Genomic DNA, 20,681 nt, shown 5'->3' with positions numbered 1-20,681 from the left:
TTTAGGTCCTTCGCGCGTAGGGCAGCGACCAGGGTTTGCGGTAGGGCTCGCCCACGAGCGCATCCGCCGCATCATTCGAGCTGATTCGCTCCGCCGCGGTATCCCACCGCACTTCGCACCCCGCACGCAGGGCAATGCTGCCGAGGTGCGCCAGCGCCGTGACGTGGTGGCCCACCTCCGGGTTGGAAACGGGCTGCTCGCGGCTGGCCATGCAATCGAGGAAGTTCCTGACATGCGCCGGGCGCCCGTCCGGTCCGGCTTGATGCTTCTCGGACTCGATGGCGCCGTCCGCCGCGCGATCGGGAATGACCTCCCAGCCGCCCTGGTGCACCACGAGGGATCCGTTCGCGCCGCTGAAACAGGCGCCGCTCTGGCCCGTGTGCGGGCTCACGGTCCCGTGGAGCTGGTGTTCCCAGGTGAGAACATAGGTCGGGAATTCATAGAGCGCCACCTGGGTGTCGGGCGTCTCAATTACCCCGTCCAGCACGCGCAACCCGCCCATCGACGTAATGCGCGAGGGGGTCTCCAGACCGGTCGCCCACTGGCACAGGTTAATCACATGCACGCCGAGATCCGTCATCAGGCCGCCGGCGTAGTCCCAGTACCAGCGGAAGTCCCGGTGAAAACGGTTGGCGTTGAAGGGGCGTTCGGGGGCCGGGCCGAGCCAGAGATCGTAATCCACGCCCTCGGGAACCGGCCCATCGGCAACGGGTGTGATTGGCCACGACTTGTAGCTCCAGCCCCGTATTGATCGGATCGGGCCCAGTTTCCCGGATTGGATGTACGCCACGGCGTCGATGTAGTGCGGCTGGCTCCGCCACTGCGTGCCCATCTGCACGACGCGCTTGTGATCGCGCGCGGCCTCCACGATGGCGCGCCCCTCGTCGATGGTGCGGGCCAGGGGTTTCTCCACATATACGTCCTTCCCGGTCTGGCACGCATACACCGTCGGGAGCGCGTGCCAGTGATCCGGCGTCGACACCACGATCGCGTCGAGATCGTTCCGCTCGATCACGCGCCGGAAGTCCGCTACCGCCTCCGGGGTGTTGCCCCCCTGCTCGGAGACGTGCTTCACGGCCTTTTCCCGGTGCGATGCGTCCACATCGCAGATGATCGGGCATTCGACGCGCGGGTCCTTCAGGAACTCCGCCAGATTGCCCGTTCCGCGGGCGCCATAGCCGATGGCGCCGATGCGTATGCGGTCGTTGGGTCCAACTTCCGCGCGGGCGCTCCGGATCTGAAGCGCAACGGAGGACGCGGCCACTCCGGCGGCCACGTTGCGATGGAATTGGCGGCGGGTTATCGATTTCATGGGACTCTCCCCTCTGAAGTGTGGTTGTTGCCATCAAACGGGGATGGTATCAGATGGCGCGCCGCCAGATCGCTCCGCGCACATTGGCGAATCCACCAGTTTCCCCGTGAATATAGAAAGACAGCCTGACATTGCTGCCAGGCTGTCTTATCTATTGAATCGGAAGTCTTACTTGGTTCGCAAGCCTAACGTTGACTAGGCCGTAAACTTGCGGCGGAGACCCACACCGAGCACGCCCAATCCGAGGAGGGCGAAGGTGGAGGGTTCCGGAACCGGAACAAGCGGGACGTCGTCGCGGACGGTAATCAGGTCGTTACCGCACTCCATCGTCCAGTGCAGGCCGAGACCGCCCGAATCGTTGGAAATGATTTCCTCGATCGCGCCGTCGATATCGACGCAGATTTCCAGGAACCACCGCTGCGTGCCCTGCTGTCCCCACGCAACCTGCGTGTTGAACAGATTCTCGATCACGGGGTTACGATTCACGCGCCAGGGCGTCGCGACCACGAACGGGTTGGGATCGCGGATTACCCAATTCGGCGTGCCGTCGTTGAAGTAGTTGTTGCCGAAGTAGTCGTTGTCCACGCCACCCGGAACATCCGCATTCACGACGCTCGTGCTGACAGCGATCGCCAGGTCCCAGCCGCCCGTATTGCCGAAGTCCAGGAACATGTCGCCGGCATACAGGTTGTCGGCATTCACACCGTAGGGCGGGAAGCCGGTGACGAGACCAATGCACAGTTTTCCACCGGTGAGGGCGTTCGGGTCCGAATCGGCATACCAGTAGAAGATCTGCTCGATATCGTACAGCTGACCGCCACCACCCGGCGTCGGACCCGCTTCATCCACCTGGGTGCGGATGGCCACGTCGTTCAACGTGACAAGCGCGGGGTTCCAGAACACCAAATTCGTATTACCGCCGTAGGAGAACCACTCATTCCAGTTCCCGTCGACGGTAATCGCACTTGCGGGAGCAGCCATGCCGGCCACCGCTACAAGCGCAAACACCAAACAAAGTTTTCTCATGTTTACGTTTCCTCCTCTACAGACTGTTGAATTGCGAGATTGTCGTGGAACCATTTGCTTCCGCACACTCTCGGCCTAGTTGCCAATATAGAGCACCTATCGTGCCAAGACCATCGGATAACAAAAACCGATCCATACGAACGACGCGGACCCTAATCAAGTGCAAATGTGAACTCTAGTTGGTCAGAAATGCTAATGATCCCCGAATTTTCCTATCGATTGGTTGTCAGATGTGACTACTTATTGATGCCCGACACCCGTTGGGTCCGTCCGATCAAAGCCCACAGGACCGTGGGAATACGTATCGTGCTCCGACTTATGGGTCGGTTTGGCATGTGCGCGTGATTCTATTCTGCGCGGTAACTGGAAGTTGGAGATTCGGCGGTCGCTCCACGGAACGGGACGAGAGATCACCGCGAAGGGCGCGAAGATCCCAGGGCCGCCTTGGGCCGCAACCAAAGAAATGATCACCACGAAGGTCGCAGGGCAACCTTGGGCCGCAACCAAAGAAATGATCACCACGAAGGGCGCAGGGCACGAAGAGAAACAGAGAAGGTTTTAACCGCAGAGAACGCAGAGAGCGCAGAGGATGGCTCTTGTACGCAGATGAAGTAGTTGGTTGAATGAGGGTGCGTTTTTGACCACGAATGGACACCAATACACACGAATGCGCCTCGAGCGGCCACTGGCCGCGATCAGGATTTGTGACCACGGATGACACGGATGACACGGATAGCAATTGGTTCCGGTCGTTGATGCATGCCGGCGGCGGCGCGCGATTTTTCGACGCAGCCGGTTCGGATTGTTCAGCATCGGAATTGTAGCGGGGTTGATTGGTTGGCGGGCTGCTTCTTCTTGTTTGGTTCGAGTGTCGCTTCAATCCGTGTCATCGGTGTAATCCGTGGGCAAGAAAAGAATTTCGACCACGAAACCTGCGGAACGGCCGTTGGAAATTCTCCCTGGAGCTTTCGCTTCGTAAATTCTTTTACAACAGTTGGTTATATGGATTTTGAATGGAAGAACTTGCAGAAAAAACAAAAAGTTGACGGATAACGGATAGTAGTACGAAGGGCACGAAGAGAGGAAGTTTTTGAAGGGTAGTTTTCCCTGCCAAGGTGCAGGGAGGCGATCCGGGTAGGGATGCCATGTCTATGCGCGCGGGGGATTGGATTGGGAGCCACAAAGAGCGCAAAGAGCACAAAGGAATTGCGTGATGACGACTGGTTTGAGCGGGCATCTTCGGCTCTCAAAGCTGCCGTGCCCTTTCGGGGCGTTTTCTCAGAACATCGCCAATAGAAAATGATTTCGGTCGTAAGATTTCGGCGCAGCGATCGGCTAGTGCGGGCAGCGTCCATCGTCCCGGCGCTGCTCGTCGAGGCTGCACGCGATCCAGGTATTCCCCGCGTTCAGGCGCTCGCACAGGATTTGGACGACATTCATCAGGAACGGCACGGCTCCGGGCCCCTCCAGCAATCGGGCCAATGCGGCTTCGTCCAACAGGAACAACTCGAGGTCGGTTACCGCGCGTACGGTCGCGGAACGGCGTCGTTTACCGAAGGCCGCCATTTCGCCGAAGGCTTCGTATGCGCGGCACCGCGCCAGGCACTTGTCTCCGGTGTGAATTGAGACGCTGCCCTCCAGCACGACGTAGAGGTAGCTGCCGACATCGCCCTCGCGAAGTATGACGTCGCCTGGATTGAAGGAGAGCGGCTGACCGAGCGACAACACCAATGCCAGGTCATCCGCGGAAAAGCCCCGAAAGATGTTTGATCGCTTCAGCGCCGTCTGAATATCCATGGGCGTACCCCTGTACTACCTTGAGGCCCCGGTCCCGTGGCGCGCCGGCCACTGCAGGGTGGGCCGGCCCGCGCCACGGCATCGTGTTGCACGCTATTCGATACTTCCCAGCAGGCTTTTGGCGTCGGCTTGTTCCGGGAACGTGATCCCGGCGCGTTCGTGAAGTCCGAGCGCGGTCTGCAGCCGCTGGCGGGCGCTGTCCTTCTCGCCGATTTCGAGCAGGACCCGTCCAAAATCGTAGAGGATGGTCGGATTCGAGGGATCGATTTCCGCGGCGATGCCCAGGGAACGCCGGCTGGCCTCCAGGTCGCCGGCGCGCATCTGGGCCAACCCGAGGGTATGCAAGACCCCGGGATTGCCGCGCAACTTCTCGTGTGCGAAGCTGGCGTGTTCCAGCGCCTCCTGGTCGCTGCCGCCCGCACGGAGCAGCATATAAGCGAGGTTGTTGCTGGCCACGGGGTTTTCCGGCTGCAAGGCCATTATTTTCCGGTAACTCTCCACCGCGCCCGCGAAATCGCTCTGCCGTTCCTGAAGGATCGCGTTCCGGTACCAGGCTTCCGGATTCTCGGGGCCGGCCGCCAGCGCCCGCTTGATCGCGTCCGCTTCTCCCGCCTCGTCGCCGCGCTCGCGCAGCAGCGCGGCCAGGCCGAGCCAGGCGCGCGCGTCGCCTTCAAGCTGTTCGACGAGCGCCCGGGCCGCGCCGGGGGCGTCTTCGACCCGGTTCGCGCCGGCCAACGAAGCCAGTGCGAGTTGTATCAGCGCAATATGCGCGGGGCGCTCCGCGAAGTGCTCCTGGTGGTATTCCCAGGCCGCGTCGTAGAGGCGGGCGCGCTGGAGCGCGCTCATGACCGCATAATCCGCAAGCAGGGCGTTGTCCGCCGCCAGATAGGCCGCCCACTCCTGCTCCGCATCGCCCAGGCCATCGCCGGAACCGCCCGCAGCCGCGTGAAGCATGCGACCGAGCATGCCGCCCGCCGGCTTTCCGTCCGCACCCGCGAGGTAGCCCCGCGCCGTTTCCAGTTCGCCGGCCTGTGCGCGCGATGCATAGGCGACCAGCGCCACGCTCTCCGGCCAGAGCTTTCGATCCAGGCCCTGGGCCGCTTCGGCGGCCGCGGTCCAGTCGCGGGCCTGCGCGGCGCACAGGGCGCGAAGGAGCGCCCGGCCCGTCGCGATGGTTGGCGCGGCTGTCTGTATCCCGTCCAGGACCTGGCGCGCGGCGGCGCAATCACCCTCGCGGACGCGAAGGCTCGCCCGGGCGAGGTCGATTTCCGGGTCGCCGGAGAACAGGCTTTGCGCGCGCTCGAGCACCTGTCCTGCCAGCGGGATGTCGCCGGTGTCCAAGTAGGATTGGCTCAGATTCAGGAAGGCCCAACGCTCCTCGGGAAAGAGGGCAAACGAAGATTCCGCCGCCCGCCTCGCCTGATCCGTGTCACCGCCTTCGCGAAGCGCGGCGTAGAGCATCTGGTGGGCGTCGATATTCTCCGGATAGGTGACGACGAGGCGTTGCAGTTGGAGCGCAGCCACCCCGGGTTGCCCCAGCGCGCGAAACACCTGCGCGATGTTAAACAAGGCCACGCCATTTTCCGGCCAGCGCTCCAGGCAGAAGAGGAAAATTGCGATGGCCTGGCCCCGGGATCCGTAGCGCGCCAGGGCGTAGCCCAGCGCGTTGTCCCGCAACAGGGTCTGTTCCGGTTCTTCGGGGCGCCATCCGTCAAAGAAGTCGGTGGTCGCACGCGCATCGCCGGCTTCCAGAAAGCGCAGGAATTCCGCCACTTTCGAATCATCGGGAAGGGCGCCGGCAAGTTCGCGGGCGAGGGCTCCTTGCTCCATGAACACGGCGGCCACCGCCAGCGTTTCCCGGGCCTCGGCTCCGCCCTCCAGGAGGATGGCGTCACGGTTTTCCAGCAAGCGGCGGAGGGCGGCTTCCTTCCATAACGTGCGCCAGTTGTCCGCGCCCGCGCCGCTTTCCGCAGGCCGGGTCACCGGCGCGGCGGCCGTACGGCGGCTGTCCTGCGAATCGGGCGCCTTCACCTGGGCGATAAGCTGGCCGATCGCCTCCTCTTCCGGAAGGGCGGCGGCGGCGCTCTCCAGAAAAGCCAGCGCCTCCGTGCGTTTACCCTGCTCCAGCATTGCTGCGCCCACAATGTAGTTCGCCCACCCGGAATCAGGCTCTTTCGCCAGGATCGCCCGCGCTATCTTCTCCCCTTCCTCGACACGACCCGCGCTGACCAGCGCGCGCGCGTAGGCGAGATCGACCTGCGGGTTGTCCGGCTGCGACTCCCGCAGTTTTTCGAACTCCGAGAGCATATCGGCGGTCTTGCCCTGCTGCTGGTACACCTCGATCAGGGCCATTTGCGCGGCGGCGGCCACCGGCGATGTCCCCTGGGCAAGCGCGCGGAACTCTCCTTCCGCGTCGGCGGGACGGCGCGCCTCGGCGTAGGCCACGCCCAGATTCAGCGACACTTCCATCGAAGCGGGATGGGCATTCTTCAGGGCCTCCAGAACGACGACCGCTTCGTCCGGGCGGCCCATTTCCAACAATACCGCGGAATACAGGAGGCCTCCGCTTTCCGGGGCGGCCTCGCGGTAGCGGTCCGCCAGGGCAAGCGCGTCGGGGGCGCGTCCGGCGGCCAGCAACAGGCGGACGGGCTCCACGTAGGCCTCGGCTAGGGCGGGGTCGTTCGCGCGCGCCTTCTCGAACCAGTCCAGCGCCCCGTCCAGGTCTTGATCCTGCGCCGCGCACCGGGCCAGTCCGAGCTTGGCCATCGCGTTGTTCGGATTGATTTCCAGGGAGCCTTCGTACGACGCGCGGGCCTCGGCAATGTTGCCCAGCTTCAGCTGCACGTCGCCTGCGCCGCGCTTCTGTTCGCTGCGCCGGTCGCCGCATCCGGAAGCCAGCAGGACGGCGGCGCAGACCGCCATCACCAGGCGACCGCGGCCGCATTTCAGCGTGTTCGTGAAAGTCATAATCTGAATCCTGTTTTCATTCAATGTTTTCGAGGAGGATGGGCCCGAGCCTTGTCGCAAAATCATCGAGCGCCGCGAAGGCCTCTTCCGCGCGTTGCCCGGGCTGGATCGGAACACTCAACCGGACCAGCGCGGAGGTAGGCGTGCCAAACATCAATTGCTCACGCGCCCAGAACACGGCGTTCATGAACGCGCTGCTGGTGAAACGATCCCCCGTTTTCAGCCAGTATAGCACCGCCTCCTTCTGGGCGCCGCGAAAGATCACGAGGCGCCTGGCCTCGAACTCGATCCCGACCGGGGCCGAATAGGCCTGCTCCACTTCCCAGCCCTGGCCCACGAAGCACTGCTCGGGGAAGTGGAGGCTGCGCCGCTTTTCTCCGGTGTAGACAATTGTGAGCAAGACGGGAACCCGGCTCTGGTCGACGTAATAGCGCATGAGGATGGAGGAGGTCTCGAGGGCCCTGCGCACGTCGTCTCCCGGATCGATGTCTTCGCCGACCTTGGCGTAGGGGCCGATCTGGTGGGGGAGATCCAGGTTTGCGTAGCGGGGGGCGGCCAGGGCGGCGCGGTCGCGCTTGATGTTGATCATCCAGTGCGCGGCCGACACACAAACGAGGATAGCGATCCCGGTGGCGTACAGGGAAACCCACCGGGCCGGGGCCCCCGGCGGCGGCGCGGTTTCCGGGGCGTTTTCCGCGGGCTGGCCCTCCGCCTCGTCAACCGGGGCAATCCGGCGGAGGAAGGATTCCACGCTGAAGAGCAATACGAACGCCACCGCAAAGATCCCGATTCCCGAGGCGTCATGTACGATTCCGGTGGCCGAAGCGCTTCCCCAGGTGTATCCCACGATGCAGAGAAACAGGATGCGCGCCACGTTGGCGATAATGGCGACCAGCGGCGATACCAGCAGTATGAGGATACGCGCCCACCAGCGCGTCTTGCTGATAAAGGCCATCAACGCCCCGAAAGCGAGCAGGGCGATAAGCGAACGCATCCCGCCGCACACGTCGCCGACGAGCAGGCGGTCGTCGGCGCCCAGGTATACGAACGAACCATCCTGAACGAGGTTGAGGGTCATCATCTGGCCGATTGCAACGGCCGATTCCGTCGCGATCATCTTGCTCTTGAAGGAAACGACCTGCAAGAGCGAGTAGGGCATCGGGATCATGAAGATGACGAACGCCAGCGGGAACCAGAGCACCGCCGCGCCGCGCAGACCCAGAAAGGTGATCGCCAGTCCCAACAGCACGGGTAAAAGCGCCAGGTGCACGAGCGTCATGAACCCCAGGAAGTCTCCCAGGAGCAACAGCCCGCAGCCGCCCAGGAGTACCGGCATCCCCAGGGCGGGGCACGGATCGGCGGGGACCGCACCGAGGCGCGCGCGCAATCGCCACACGAAGAAGAGGGAAATTGGCGGAATAATAATTGCGTGCGAGTACAGGGACTCGGGCATGTTCCAGCTGTTGTAAATGTCGACAAACGAGTGCCAGAACGCGGCGACGATCAGCAAGGTCAAGGCCGCGAGAACCGCGGCGTGGACACCCGGTTGTGCGCGCCATACCGCGCCCAGGGCCGGCCTCGCGCCCGCCGACTCTTTCGCCGGGTTCTGGCCGTTCATTGTCCCGCTCCGGCGCCGTTCAGCACTTGCTCAACCTGATCGGCGCGCGCGCGCAGGCGCTCCTGCCCCGGACCGATCTTTCTCCGCGCATCCGCCAGGCTGCTTCGCGCGCGCGCGCTGTCGGACATCTGGAAGTATGCCTCGGCGAGTGTTAGGTCGTCATCCGCGGTGCGCGTGCTGTCCATCGGCGCGAGGGCCTCGATATCGGAAACCGCGGCCTCGTACTCGCCCTGCTCCAGATGCAGGAACGCGCGCATGCGATAGAGTTCCGGCAGCGGCCCGGATTCGATGAGCCGCCCGGTAATCTCCAGGGCTTCGGGGTGGTTTGCCGGATTCTGCGCGAGGAGCGTTGCGAGCCGGAAAAGCCCGGCGCGATCCCCGGGCCGGTTCTCCAGGTATCGCCGGCACATTGTTAGAGCCAGCGGGTACTGGCGCTGGCGGAAAAGCACGTCGATCTTTCCGAGCAAGGCGGGCCCGTAGTCGGGAACGAGGATCTGGGCCCGGGTAAAGGCGGTGGACGCTTCGCCGAGATCCGCCGGCCCGCCATGATCGAGAAGGGCCTGCCCGAGTAGAATCCAGGGTTCCGGCTCGTTCGGATTGCGCTCCAGGTAGCCCCGCAGTTGGGCGCGGCCTTCTTCCAGTTCGCCCCGCGACAGGAGCGATCGCACTAGACCGGCCAGGGCCGCGAAATCGTTCGGGTTTTCCGCGAGGCGGTTTCGGAGTGAGTCTTCGGAGTCCTGCACGGCGACTTCGCCGCGCGCCAGGTAGGCCTTGAGTTCTTCGAGGTCGCGGTTCCCGGCCGCCGCGTAGCGCTCCACCATGCTCTCGGCCAGCTGCGTGTGGTCCAGCTCGGCGTAGGTTCTTGCGAGCGCCCTCATGGCGGCGGCGTCGCCCGGATCGAGCTCCAGAACCCGCTCGAAGGTTGCGCGCGCCTCCTGCGGACGGCGCAACGCCACCTGCGCCTCGCCCAGGAGATAGAGCGCGGCGGTGTTCTCGCTCGAGAACTCCAGGATTGCGCCGGCCCGCTGGATGACATCCTCGTAGTTGCCCTGGCGGTAGGCAATCTCCGCGCCGAGCAATTGGGCGTCCTCGTAGCTGGGGGAATTCTCCGATATTGAAGCGACGGCGGCGATTGCCCGGGTGTAATCGGGAAGCGGCCGCGCCAGCCCCAGGCGCGCCCGGGCAACGATGAGCCCGTCCGAGTTCGGGTCGGAGGCGGCGACATCCGCGAGCACCGATTCGGCCTCCGGGATGTTGCCCGGCCCCGCGGAGGCCAGGGCCCTCGCGAAGTTTAGCCGGATCGTGTTCAGCGTTTCGACATGGTCGGCGTGGTCCGTCAGCGATGTCTCGGCCTCCCGGAAAATCGCCCGGGCCTCTTCCAGCGTGCCGAAGCGGAGCATCACCGAGTGGCGCAACGCGAGCACGTCGGGCAGGAGTCCGGGTGTGGCTGTGGCCGCGAGGAAGGCCTGCAGCAGGGAATCGGCTTCATTAACGTGGCCGAGTCGGGCGAAGAGCAGCGCCCAGCTCCGGGCGTCGCTGAAGGTGGCTGAAGCCAGGTTCTCGCGCGCGGTGGCGAGGGCTTCGGCGGTTTCCCCTCGGGCCAGCTGAATACTGGATCGGAGGAGCGGAAAATCCGCGTCGCTCAGGCCGGATTCCGATGCGCGGGCGAGCGCGCGCTCCGCGAGATCGATCTCGTCCCGCTCCAGGTGAAACGCCGCCAGGAGGCTGTACGCCCGGGCGTCCCGGGGCACGGCGGCAATTGCGCGATCGATCAGTTGCTGCGCGAGGGCAATGTCCTCGTCCCGGCCGCGCTGCATCAAATACTGGGCCGTCTCCAGAAGGTCTTCCAGCACCGGATTCGGATCCTGTTGGAGGCGGCGTCCCGTAAAGCGCAGGTCCACCAGCGAAGGGGCGGGGGCAAAGAAGCGATTCCAGAGCCTTCGCGCCATGCCGTCGTCGGGATTTACGCTCAGGTAGAGTTGAAGCTCCGTGCGGGCGCTTTTCCGGTCGCCCAGTTCAAAGTCCGTGAGGGCGAGGAAATAGCGCGCCCGGTGCAGGTTCGGGTTCAGCTGGACCGCCCGGACAAAGTGCGCCCGCGCCGTTTCATAGAAATCCTGGCCATTTCTGCCCTGGGCGAACGCGATCCGGCCCCGCAGGTACTCGTCCAGGAAGCGCTGATCGGGATAGGCCCGCATGTATGCGGCGCGCGCCGCTTCGGCGCCCTGAAAATCGAGCCCCTCCAGCTTCATTTCGATCAGGAGCAGGAAGTAGGCCGGCGCGTCGGCCAGTTCCGCCGGTGTTCGCGCCTCGATATGCGCGATCGCTTTTTCCCGCTCGTTGTCTCGGTTGAGCGCCAGCGCGTAGGTAATGTGTGCCGTCGGGTCCTCCGGGGCGACTTCCAGCAGGCGCCGGGTGAGTTCCACGGCCTGCTCGGCGTTCCCCCGGAGCAGGGCCAGGCGCGACGACGCCAGCAGGTAGAGTTCCGAGTCCCGCTCGGATTCGGGGGCCGCCTGGAGCGCGCTGGCGGCGGCGTCCACCTGTCCGGCATCGACCAGAAACTGCCCGTGCAGAACGGGGAGCGCGGCCGCTTCGGGATGATCCGCGAGTCGCCCTGAAAACACGGCTTCGGCATCCGCCCGCCGCCCCACTTCCCGGAAGGCGCGCGCCAGGCGTAGCGGCGCATCGCGCATCGGGGCGCCCCGCCGCGTTCCGGAGAGGCCGAGATAGGCCTCCAGGCCGCTGATCGCGGACGACAGGCGCCGCTGTTCGTACACCGCCACGGCGTGGTAGTACGCCATCTCGTCGTCCAGATTCGCCTGGGTCGGACCGAACAAGAGGTTAATCGTGTATTCCACCTCCGGCCAGAACTGGTGCCTCCGGTAGAAGTCGACCGCATCCACCTTCCGTTGCGGGTTGTCCGCGTCGGACTGTGCGAGGCGGATATAGGCGCGTCCGGCGGCGAGCAGCGAGCGGCGCCGGTCCGGGATAATCGCGGTGCAGACCTCGATGTATTCCTCGAGGGCGGCGATATCGTCGTCGTTGTTGTAGATGTATTCCTGGTAGAAGCGCCGTGACTGGTCCAGGACCCCTTCGGAAGCCAGGCGCCGCGCCTCGGACAACCGGTGCTCGGCACGATACTTGGGCACCAGGATGAGGGCGGCAACCCCGGCAGCGGCGGCGGCAACCATCAGGAGCCCGGCGCACGCGAGCGCAATCCACACTTTTCTAGACATAAAATGCTCGTCTCTTACTGGTTGCCGGGCCCGCGGGGACCCGTTCCGCCGCTACCCCCGGTTTCGCGGCGGGCACGCCGCGCCCGCGCTGGATGAACTGCCTTGCGCCTGGGAAGCCGTGTTCTAGCGCTCCTTGCTGTCGCTGGCAGGAAGCAGCACGACTTCCGCGTCCACGGCGTCGCCATCGTCTTCGACTATACGGATATCCGGAAACGGCCCCGTGGAGCCGGGATAGGGATCCTTATCCTTGTATTCGTAGAACAGGTTGCGGTTATGCCGCAGGTAGCCGCCGCGCATATTGCGGAGACCGCTCAAGACCAGCCCAATCGTGTTGGCGCGCAGCAGATCCAGGTCACGGAGGCAGCGGCTGGTCACCCCGAGGGTGGCCGAACCCGCTCCCACGACAAAGACCACGCCGTCAATGGCGGGCGCCAGGAGTTTGGCGTCGGACATGAGCATCAGCGGGGGTGCATCCAGAATAATGTGGTCGAAGTGTTCGTCGGCCCACTCGAGAAAATCCATCATATCGCGTGAGGCCAGGTGGCCCGCCAGCTCGTTTGGCCGCGTGCCCGGGCCGATAATGCCGAGGTTGTCGAAAGCGGTCCCGCGTATTGCGTCCTCCTGATCGCAATCACCGCGCATCAAATCGGAGAGGCCCGGTCCCGGCGGCAGTCCGAACGCCTTTTCCACGCTGGGCCGTTGCCCGTTGAGGTCCATGAGGAGCACGCGCCGGCTTGCCTGTTCGAGGGCGATGGCGACGTTGCAGGCGAGGGAGGTCTTGCCTTCGCCCGGGCGCGCGCTCACCACCATGAGCGAACTGATTTCGGCGGCGTTGTCTTCCGGAAAGAGAATGCGCGCCAGAACCCGGCGGTACTCGTCGGCGATGATAGAATTCGGGTGCTGTGCGACGACCAGCGCGGCGTCCGCGTCGCCGGGGATCTGGTCCTCGCTCAGATGCGGTATTGAGGCCACAATGGGCAGTCTCGAGACCCGCGCCAGGTCACGGGGGGTGCGGATCTGCTGATCGAGCAGTTCCCGGAGAACACCGAAGGCGACCCCGGCGCCCAGGCCCGCCACGAACCCGGCGAAGGCCATCAGCAGCTTTCGCGCGACGCCCTGGGTGAACGGCGCGTAGGGCTCCGTCACCACGCGCACGCGGGCCGGGGCCTCTTCCTCCAATTGCATGTTCTGAACCTGGGTGCGCCACGTCGTCAGCAGCTGGCTGTCCAGCGCGGCTTCCTCCCGGAGTTGCTGCAATTCCGCGACCTGCTCCGACGCCTGCTCGGCCTTGTCGCGCTCGGTTTCGAGGTAGATATTGTAGCGCTCGGTCGTCTGCGCCACGTTCCGTTTTTCGTCTTCCACGCGGCGCTGCGCCGCCTTCAGATCCTCTTCGGCCTGGCTGAGGACGACGTTCAGCGCATCGGTGCGGGCGAGCGCCTCCTGGCGCGCGATATTCGCGCGCATCGGATCCAACTGCCGGTTCAGCGCCAGCAGGCGGGGGTGGCCTTCCTTCAGGTTCTCCCGGAGCATTGCGGCCTCGTTCTCCAAGCGGACCAGTTCCTGCTGGAGCGCCGCCACCCGCGCGTCCCGCCCGACCAGCGTCTCCACCCCGAACTCGTAAATGGGCGAGGAGGGGTTAGCGCGTTGGGCTGTTTGGTGTGCCTGAATGCGGGCGATCATGTCCTCGGCGGCGGCGACGTTGTTTTCGGCCGATTTCACGCGGGACTCCGCGTCGAGCATGCTCGCGCGATACTGTTGGGCTTCGAGGGAATCCTGCGGGAGGACACTGCCGGCGATGGCGCCGATCGCGCCCTCTTTCAGCCGTATTCGCTGGCGCTGCTCCGCGAGCTCCGTTTCCTTGGCGCGAATGCGCTCGTTCAGGGCGATGAGCTTGACGCTGCCCTCTTCCCGCTCGGCATTCATCGCCTGCTCTTCGTAGATGTCGACGACCACCTCCAGGACCTTCAGGGCTTCGTCGCGGTTTTCCATCGTGCAGGTGACGTTCACCAATTCGCTTCGCGGCACGATGCGGGCGGTAATCCGGCCCTTCAGGTAGGTCAGGCGATCGCTTGCGGCCCGGATGCTCGGCAGCGCGGTGATCTCCGGATGCTGGAGCACCTTCAACAACACGTTGTCGCCCGTGATCTTCGCGATTTCGGTGTTCACGAACTTGTCGTAATCCCCCAGCGAACGGGCGGACCGCTCCACAATCCCGCCCGAGGTCGAGCGGTACAGGATCTGCGCGGACGCCGTGAACTCGACGGGGGTCAGGAACCAGCCCGCGATCGCGAGCGGTATGGCGAGGATCACGCCGACCAGGATCACGCCCGGCAGGCGCAGGCTCAGAAAGCGCTTGAAATCGAAGTGCAGGGGCGAGACCGCCGGCGTCTTCTTCTCCGAGGCAAAATCATCAACTACGGTGGAAAAATCTCTCGACATGCAAAATCCTCGTTGCCGCGGGCTAGAAGCCCTCGGCCGCCCGGCCAACCTGGCGTATCGCCTCCAGCAATTGGAGGTTTGTCTGAAGCTGGTTCGACTGGTTCGACCGGTACAGCAGGTCGGCGCGGTCGTCGGCGTAATACACGTCAAACGCCTGGGTGTACAGGCCCATGGCCTGCGAAGTCACGCCCATGATCGGCGTCACGAGGCCCGTCGCGCGGCCGATGAATTCGCCCAGCGTCACCAGGCGCTTCCGCGGCACATACACCACGTCGCCGGGCTGCATCAGCATATCGGCGCCCTGCTTCAGCATGGCGGTCAAGTCGATCAACTGGACTTCCGTCTGCGCGTCGTCGATTTCGCGAATCAGCACGAGCTGCTTCATCCGCCCGATCGACTCGTTTACGCCGCCGGAGGCCGCGAGCAGCTGCAACAAGGTCATTCCTTCGCTGAGCGGCTGAATGCCCGGGCGGCCCACCGCGCCGAGCACGTAGACCAGGTTGATGCCCTCCGGTATATAGATGATATCGCCCGGAAGGACCGGCGTCTGCGCGTTGTGCGCTCCGCTCTTCTCCAGGTTCCGCAGGTCATAGGACGTCACCAGCCGCTCTTCGCCCTCGCCGCGGATGATAAACGCCTTGACCAGTTGGCCCTGCCCCCCGACGAAACTGTCGCCGCCGCGCTGGTTGACGCGCAGCCCGCCCGCCGCAATAATCGCGTCGAGCAAGGTGAGCGGCTTCAAATAGGGATACTCGGCCGCGCGGTTCACGTCGCCGGTAACCGTGAAGGTCTTGCTCGTCGCATCGATGATCTGCAGGCTGACCTCGGCTTCGTAGTAGAGCTCCTGGTAGGCTTCGCGCACGACCTCCGTCGCCGCCTCGCGCGTCAGCCCGCCGACCCTTACATCCGGAATCCAGGGCAGCGAGATCATGCCGTCATGCCGGACGACCACCGTCGAGTTGATGGTTTCATCGTCGAAGGAGCGAAAGCCCAGGACGTCGGTTGCGCCGATGCGGTACATCGCGTCCACCGCTTCGGCTGTGGGAAGCGGTTCCACCGGCTCCAATGGCTCGGCGGGCGGGTCTTCCGGCCTCACCTCCGACGAGGGGACGCGGACCGCCTCCTGGATCACCTCCCCTTTGCTCTTCCCCTGCTCCACCGCCATCGGGTCGCCGGGGTTGGACGTTTTCTCGCCCGCACAGCCTGCCGCAAAGACCACAAGGGCCGCCGTCAAAATGGTTAAAGATCTCATTCCGCGTCTTTCCATACCTGGTCCGATTTGCCGATACCGTATGCGTCGATGCGGCGGAGCAACGAACTGTAGCTGGTCCGCAACAGTTTCGCCGCCTTCCGCCGGTTCCAAAGTGTGTAATTCAACGTTTCCTCGATCAGCGCCCGCTCCGCCGCCTCCGCCGCCCTGCGCGCCGCCTCTTTCAGCGGCATAAACGTCCGCTCTTCCCGGGGCGCGGGGCGCGCCGGGCGCTCGGCATGCGCCGGGCCCGCGGCCGCTTTAGCCGGGGCGGGCCCGATCGCGTGTTCCTCCGCCAGCAACATCTCCTCCGAACCTGTCGTAACATATTTCTTGATGCGTCCGGACAGTTCGCGCACGTTTCCCGGGAAGTCCATATCCGCGAGCACTTCGAGCAAGCGCGGGCTCAGCGGCTGGTACTCCTTCTTCAGCATCTTACACATATTATAATTAAAGTGTTCCGCCAGTAAAGAGATATCTTCCCGTCTCGATCGGAGGGGGGGCAGCTCCACCACGACCTCCCGGAGTCGAAACGAGATATCCTCCCGCAGCCGGCCCGTTGCCACCGCCTCGTCCAGATCCAGGTTCGTGGCGGCAATCACGCGCATGTCGCTGTGGACCGGAACGGCGCCGCCAATGCGCAGGATCGGCTCGCCATCGAGTACCTGCAGCAGCTTTACCTGTACCGCCGGGGCCGTTTCGCAGATTTCGTCCAGAAAGAGGGTGCCCTCATGGGCCATTTCGAAGCGGCCGGGTTTGGCCGTATCCGCGCCGGTGAACGCGCCGCGCTCGTATCCGAACAGCTCGCTCTCCAGGATGTCGTGGGGGATGCTGGGGCAATTCACCTTCACGAACGGTTTCCCAAAGCGCGGCGACAAACGGTGCAACTGGTTTGCGACGATATCCTTGCCGGTCCCCGTTTCGCCACGGATCAGGACGGACAGATCCACATTCGCCAGCCGTTGGACGAGGGCGTTGATTTCAAGAATTCGCGTGCTGCGCCCCACCAAACGCTCGTGCAATGGCGCCTGTATCTGTTCCAAGTCGTCGGGTAGGACGTCAGCTTGTGATTGCAAGACCGCTTCCTTTCCAGCTCGATGGTCCATTTACTGTGGGGATCGCTCGCAAGGCCCCGCCGCCTGGTCCACTCATGAGCACCAAGCGTGCCAACTTGCACGGTTCCGTTGCGACGCAGCCACAAAACCGCCAATAAACCCCGAATACACGCGCCTTCCACGCCTGGGAGCGCGCCAATTCGCCGGGAAGTGGCGAACAAAGTATACGCTTCAGGATATATTTCGATAACATATGGTCATTTTTGACATCTATTTTGTCGCAAGATTGATAACCTGAATGGAGCCTGAACGAGTATGACGAAATCACGACGCTTAAGCGAGTCGCCTGGTCTCGTTGTGGCGCAACACAATGCCGGGAGCTCCTCCCAGCGCACCGTGGTCACTTCTCGAAAGTACCATATTTTCGTGAATATGCCAATAGCGCCGACATTCTATTGTCACACGTGAACTACATGTAGTCATTCAACGGGACGTGGACACGTTATCTAGTCTCGGCGCGCCGATTGCTATCTGGTATAAGTCCTTGGAATCAAAGCGTCTGACCGCCTTCTGAGATTGGGCGAAAAGAATTCGTCAATAGGCACGAATATTGCTTTAACTGTCACAGCAAGAGTCGTTTATGCCATGTGGGAGGCTTGCGTGAAGACTGACTTCACTATACTTCGACAACTCTTACAATACGAACTTTACGGTGCGCAGCGGCATCGTCGTTTCGTCTCTATGGTGATGATTACAACGGAAGAAGGTATATCGGGGCTACGCAACTTCCTTTCCAGTCACATCCGGGACAGCGATGTTATCGCTGACTTCGACAGCTCGATTGCCGTCTTGATGGGCGAGACGGACATCAACAGCGCGATGGTCGCCGTGAACCGGTATAAGAGTTTTTTCGACAGCCAGTTGGACCTGCGCTTTTCCGTGGTCACCTATCCGAGTGACGGCGGCAAGGCGGAAAACCTTATCAAGATGGCCTACCGCCGGTTAAGTCAGGCCAGGCAGGGAGATACTGGCGCCGTAATTACGTCCGGATGATGGCGTGCGCGATCAACGCGGGAGAGACCGGTCGCCCTGAGCGGAGGGATGCCCGTTTTCGCCGTCCCGCGCGGCCCGGGGACGCCTTCTGATGGCCGGTGATTCGCGATCCAGCCCCCCCGGCTCCCGAACGCTGCCGAAGCGTCTTGCCGTGCCGGCGTTTATTGGCCTTATACTCGCCCTGCTCGCGATGCTGGAGGTGGGTGCCCGTGTGCTGATCGCGTACAGTCCCGTGTCGCCCCTGGCGCGCATTGTTGCGGAGTACGAGATGCTCGCGACGCGCGGGCCGGACTGGATCCGCTTCGTTCCCGACCCCGAACTCAGTTACGCGCTCCGTCCCGGTTACGAACTGCGGGCCGGCGACCGGCCCGGCCTCACGCGGCACAACCGGGATGGCTTCCGCAATCTGCGCGACTTCGCGCCCAAGCCTCCAGGCGTCACCCGCATCGCCTGTTACGGAGGCTCCACCACCTACGGGGTCAGCGTGCAGGACAACGAGGAGACCTATCCGGCGCGGCTCGAAGTAGCGCTGAACCAGATGCGCGGGGCGGATTCTACCCGGGTGGAAACCTGGAATCTCGGGGTGGGCGGGTACACCACGCGCGAAATCCTCGGCACGCTGAAACGCACGTTGCCGGCGCTTCAGCCCGACGCGGTGCTCATCCAGATCGCCATCAACGACGTCATCCCGCGCTTCTACCCGGATTACCAGAACGATTACAGCCACTTTCGCACGCCGTTCGCCTCCCTCGAACTGAACGCGTTCCAGCGGATGGCCCGCCGCTCGCGGGCCTGGCTTGCCCTGGCCTACGGCGCGGGATGGATTAAACCCCTGTCGCTCCAGAGCCAGACCCAGCGGCCCATGCCGCCGGTCGACGAGGCGCTGGCGCACCTGGACGCCACGCCGCCGTCCGGGTTCGCCGAGAACCTCGAGGCCGCCGTCCTGCTCGCCCGGGACGCGGGTTGCCAGGTCTGGCTGTTGACCGAGCCGTACCTGGATGTGCCGGCCTTTGCGGGCCCCACGGAGGAGGCGCGGCGCCTGGAGGCGGGCTACCGCCGCGGGCTCCTGGAGCACAACGCGCTGATCCGGGAAATCGCCGCTCGAACGGGCGCCGGCCTGGTGGATCTTGACCAGATCATGCCCCGCGAGCACGCCTATTTCTCCGATCCCATCCATATGACCGTCCCGGGCAACCGCGTCAAGGCGGAGCTTGTCGCCAACGCCATTGCCGCGGACCTTGATCGGCCCCAGGACCCGTAGCCGCCCCGCGTCCTCGTGGTTTTCGGGGGCGTCGTGGTAGGATATGCTCTTCGTTTAGTGAGTTTCAGCGACGCGAGGTATCCCCATGTCCCATCACCGGCCCCGGCTTGAAGACGCCTTTCTGACGCGGCGCGATTTCCTGCGCCGCACCGGCATGGGGATGGGCGCGTTGTCGCTTGGCGGCATGCTGGCGGGGAATCCGGCCTTCGGCGCGACGCCGCTGGATCCGAAGGCGCCGCATTTCCCCGGCACGGCGAAACGGGTCATCCATTTCTTCCTGAACGGCGGCCCGTCGGCGGTGGATACCTTTGACTACAAGCCGACGCTGGCGCAGTACGCGGACAAGACGCTGCCGATGGAATACCTCCGGACGGAGCGTAAGACGGGCACGGCGTTTCCGTCGCCGTTTTCGTTCAGGCAATATGGCGAGAGCGGGCTCTATGTGAGCGAGTTGTTCGAGAAGACGGCGGCGCACATCGACGACATCGCGGTGATCCGATCGCTGACGGCGAAGGTGCCGAACCACGAGCCGTCGCTCATGCTGATGAACAGCGGGGACGCGGTGATGAGCCGCCCCAGCGTGGGATCCTGGGTGACCTACGGGCTGGGCGCGGAAAACCAGAACCTGCCGGGCTTCGTGGTGATGTGCCCCGGCGGCTACCCCATCAAGGAGGCGGAGAACTGGCGATCGGGCTTCCTGCCCGGCACCTTCCAGGGCACCTTCATCGATTCGCAGCACACCGAGCTCGACAAGCTGATCGAGAACATCCGCAACGGCGCGACGGGCCGGGATGAACAGCGTCAGCAGCTTGATCTGCTTTACGCGCTGAACGCCGAGCACGCGGCGCGGCGGGATCGCGACGCGAAGCTGGAGGCGCAGATCCAGTCCTTCGAGCTGGCGTACCGGATGCAGATGGAAGCGGCGGACGCCTTCGACATCGACCAGGAACCCGCGTATATCCGGGAGATGTATGGCGACGGCGTGCACGCGCGGCAGACACTGATCGCGCGGCGGTTGCTGGAGCGGGGTGTGCGCTTTGTGCAGCTGTGGCACGGCGCTGGCCAGCCCTGGGACGACCACGGGGACATCCAGAACCACGCCACGCTGGCGCGGCAGATCGACCAGCCGATCGCGGCGCTGATGGCGGATCTGAAGCAGCGGGGCATGCTGGACGACACCTTGATTATCTGGGGCGGCGAATTCGGGCGCACGCCCACGGTGGAGCTGGGCGGGGACGGGAAGCCGTTGAAGGGCCGGGATCACAACCCCTACGGGTTCACCATGTGGATGGCCGGCGGCGGCGTAAAGGGCGGCACGGCGTATGGCAGCACCGACGACTTTGGATTCAAGGCGCAGGAAAACCCTTTGGAAGTGCACGACCTGCACGCCACGATCCTGCACCTGTTGGGCTTCAACCACGAGAAGTTCACGTACCGCTACGCGGGCCGGGATTTCCGGCTGACGGATGTGCACGGGCATGTCATTCGCGAAGTCGTGGCGTAGATTTGCTCGCGCACAGATTTAGTGAAATTTGATCGTGATATTCTCGTCCGTGAACCCACGTGTCCGGCCTGGGGGGGCCGTTTCGACCAAAAAATCCGATAACTTTTCCATCTTTCCCAACACCGTCTTGAATGAAACGGCCGGTGTTTCAGTGAGGACAAAGTGTC

The 20,681-nt window shown here is 63.9% G+C and carries 12 protein-coding genes; 3 read left to right on the top strand and 9 right to left on the bottom strand.

Annotated features, from left to right (window positions below; genetic code table 11):
- Position 1: 1 nt before the first annotated feature.
- The 9 genes from KF886_25240 to KF886_25200 all read right to left on the bottom strand — a co-directional run bounded on the left by KF886_25240 (position 2) and on the right by KF886_25200 (position 16,717).
- Positions 2–1,312: a Gfo/Idh/MocA family oxidoreductase gene (locus KF886_25240; protein MBX3180665.1), complete on the bottom strand. Its 1,311-nt coding sequence runs from the start codon at positions 1,310–1,312 to the stop codon at positions 2–4.
- 195 nt (positions 1,313–1,507) lie between these two features.
- Positions 1,508–2,338 (bottom strand): PEP-CTERM sorting domain-containing protein, encoded by an 831-nt coding sequence (locus KF886_25235; protein ID MBX3180664.1) that lies wholly within the window; start codon positions 2,336–2,338, stop codon positions 1,508–1,510.
- Positions 2,339–3,673: 1,335 nt separating this feature from the next.
- The gene (locus KF886_25230; protein MBX3180663.1) at positions 3,674–4,135 is read right to left on the bottom strand and encodes a cyclic nucleotide-binding domain-containing protein; all 462 of its coding nucleotides are present in this window, start codon (positions 4,133–4,135) and stop codon (positions 3,674–3,676) included.
- Between the two features lie 93 nt (positions 4,136–4,228).
- A complete protein-coding gene (locus tag KF886_25225) occupies positions 4,229–7,102 on the bottom strand; it encodes a tetratricopeptide repeat protein (GenBank protein ID MBX3180662.1) in 2,874 nt (957 codons plus the stop codon).
- A gap of 16 nt (positions 7,103–7,118) precedes the next feature.
- On the bottom strand, positions 7,119–8,720 hold the full coding sequence (locus tag KF886_25220) for an EpsI family protein (GenBank protein MBX3180661.1): 1,602 nt from the start codon (positions 8,718–8,720) through the stop codon (positions 7,119–7,121).
- Entirely contained in the window at positions 8,717–11,953 is a 3,237-nt protein-coding gene (locus KF886_25215; GenBank protein MBX3180660.1) for a tetratricopeptide repeat protein, read from the bottom strand. The genes KF886_25220 and KF886_25215 overlap by 4 nt, the downstream gene beginning before the upstream one ends.
- Positions 11,954–12,076: 123 nt before the next feature.
- Complete coding sequence (locus KF886_25210) at positions 12,077–14,392, bottom strand: AAA family ATPase (protein MBX3180659.1); 2,316 nt, start codon at positions 14,390–14,392, stop codon at positions 12,077–12,079.
- Positions 14,393–14,414: 22 nt separating this feature from the next.
- Positions 14,415–15,644: an SLBB domain-containing protein gene (locus tag KF886_25205; GenBank protein ID MBX3180658.1), complete on the bottom strand. Its 1,230-nt coding sequence runs from the start codon at positions 15,642–15,644 to the stop codon at positions 14,415–14,417.
- The gene (locus KF886_25200; protein MBX3180657.1) at positions 15,641–16,717 is read right to left on the bottom strand and encodes a sigma-54-dependent Fis family transcriptional regulator; all 1,077 of its coding nucleotides are present in this window, start codon (positions 16,715–16,717) and stop codon (positions 15,641–15,643) included. The genes KF886_25205 and KF886_25200 overlap by 4 nt, the downstream gene beginning before the upstream one ends.
- 639 nt (positions 16,718–17,356) lie before the next feature.
- Between KF886_25200 and KF886_25195 the strand changes: the two genes are divergently transcribed.
- The 3 genes from KF886_25195 to KF886_25185 all read left to right on the top strand — a co-directional run bounded on the left by KF886_25195 (position 17,357) and on the right by KF886_25185 (position 20,514).
- On the top strand, positions 17,357–17,749 hold the full coding sequence (locus KF886_25195; GenBank protein MBX3180656.1) for a hypothetical protein: 393 nt from the start codon (positions 17,357–17,359) through the stop codon (positions 17,747–17,749).
- Between the two features lie 91 nt (positions 17,750–17,840).
- Positions 17,841–19,010, top strand: a complete 1,170-nt coding sequence (locus KF886_25190) for an SGNH/GDSL hydrolase family protein (GenBank protein ID MBX3180655.1) — start codon at positions 17,841–17,843, stop codon at positions 19,008–19,010.
- Positions 19,011–19,095: 85 nt separating this feature from the next.
- Positions 19,096–20,514 carry a DUF1501 domain-containing protein gene (locus KF886_25185; protein ID MBX3180654.1) on the top strand — a complete coding sequence of 473 codons (1,419 nt, stop codon included), beginning with the start codon at positions 19,096–19,098 and terminating at the stop codon, positions 20,512–20,514.
- Positions 20,515–20,681 lie beyond the last annotated feature (167 nt).

The organism is Candidatus Hydrogenedentota bacterium (assembly GCA_019637335.1).
Lineage (GTDB): Bacteria > Hydrogenedentota > Hydrogenedentia > Hydrogenedentales > JAEUWI01 > JAEUWI01.
Note: the sequence above shows the minus strand (reverse complement) of the source record. Positions and strands in the feature narration are given on the sequence as shown.

Excerpts from the sequence above, each read along its gene's own strand:
- KF886_25230 (MBX3180663.1), bottom strand. The coding sequence starts at position 4,135 with ATGGATATTCAGACGGCGCTGAAGCGATCAAACATCTTTCGGGGCTTT.
- KF886_25205 (MBX3180658.1), bottom strand. The coding sequence starts at position 15,644 with ATGAGATCTTTAACCATTTTGACGGCGGCCCTTGTGGTCTTTGCGGCA.
- KF886_25210 (MBX3180659.1), bottom strand. The coding sequence starts at position 14,392 with ATGTCGAGAGATTTTTCCACCGTAGTTGATGATTTTGCCTCGGAGAAG.
- KF886_25235 (MBX3180664.1), bottom strand. The coding sequence starts at position 2,338 with ATGAGAAAACTTTGTTTGGTGTTTGCGCTTGTAGCGGTGGCCGGCATG.
- KF886_25190 (MBX3180655.1), top strand. The coding sequence starts at position 17,841 with ATGGCCGGTGATTCGCGATCCAGCCCCCCCGGCTCCCGAACGCTGCCG.
- KF886_25220 (MBX3180661.1), bottom strand. The coding sequence starts at position 8,720 with ATGAACGGCCAGAACCCGGCGAAAGAGTCGGCGGGCGCGAGGCCGGCC.
- KF886_25240 (MBX3180665.1), bottom strand. The coding sequence starts at position 1,312 with ATGAAATCGATAACCCGCCGCCAATTCCATCGCAACGTGGCCGCCGGA.
- KF886_25225 (MBX3180662.1), bottom strand. The coding sequence starts at position 7,102 with ATGACTTTCACGAACACGCTGAAATGCGGCCGCGGTCGCCTGGTGATG.
- KF886_25215 (MBX3180660.1), bottom strand. The coding sequence starts at position 11,953 with ATGTCTAGAAAAGTGTGGATTGCGCTCGCGTGCGCCGGGCTCCTGATG.
- KF886_25185 (MBX3180654.1), top strand. The coding sequence starts at position 19,096 with ATGTCCCATCACCGGCCCCGGCTTGAAGACGCCTTTCTGACGCGGCGC.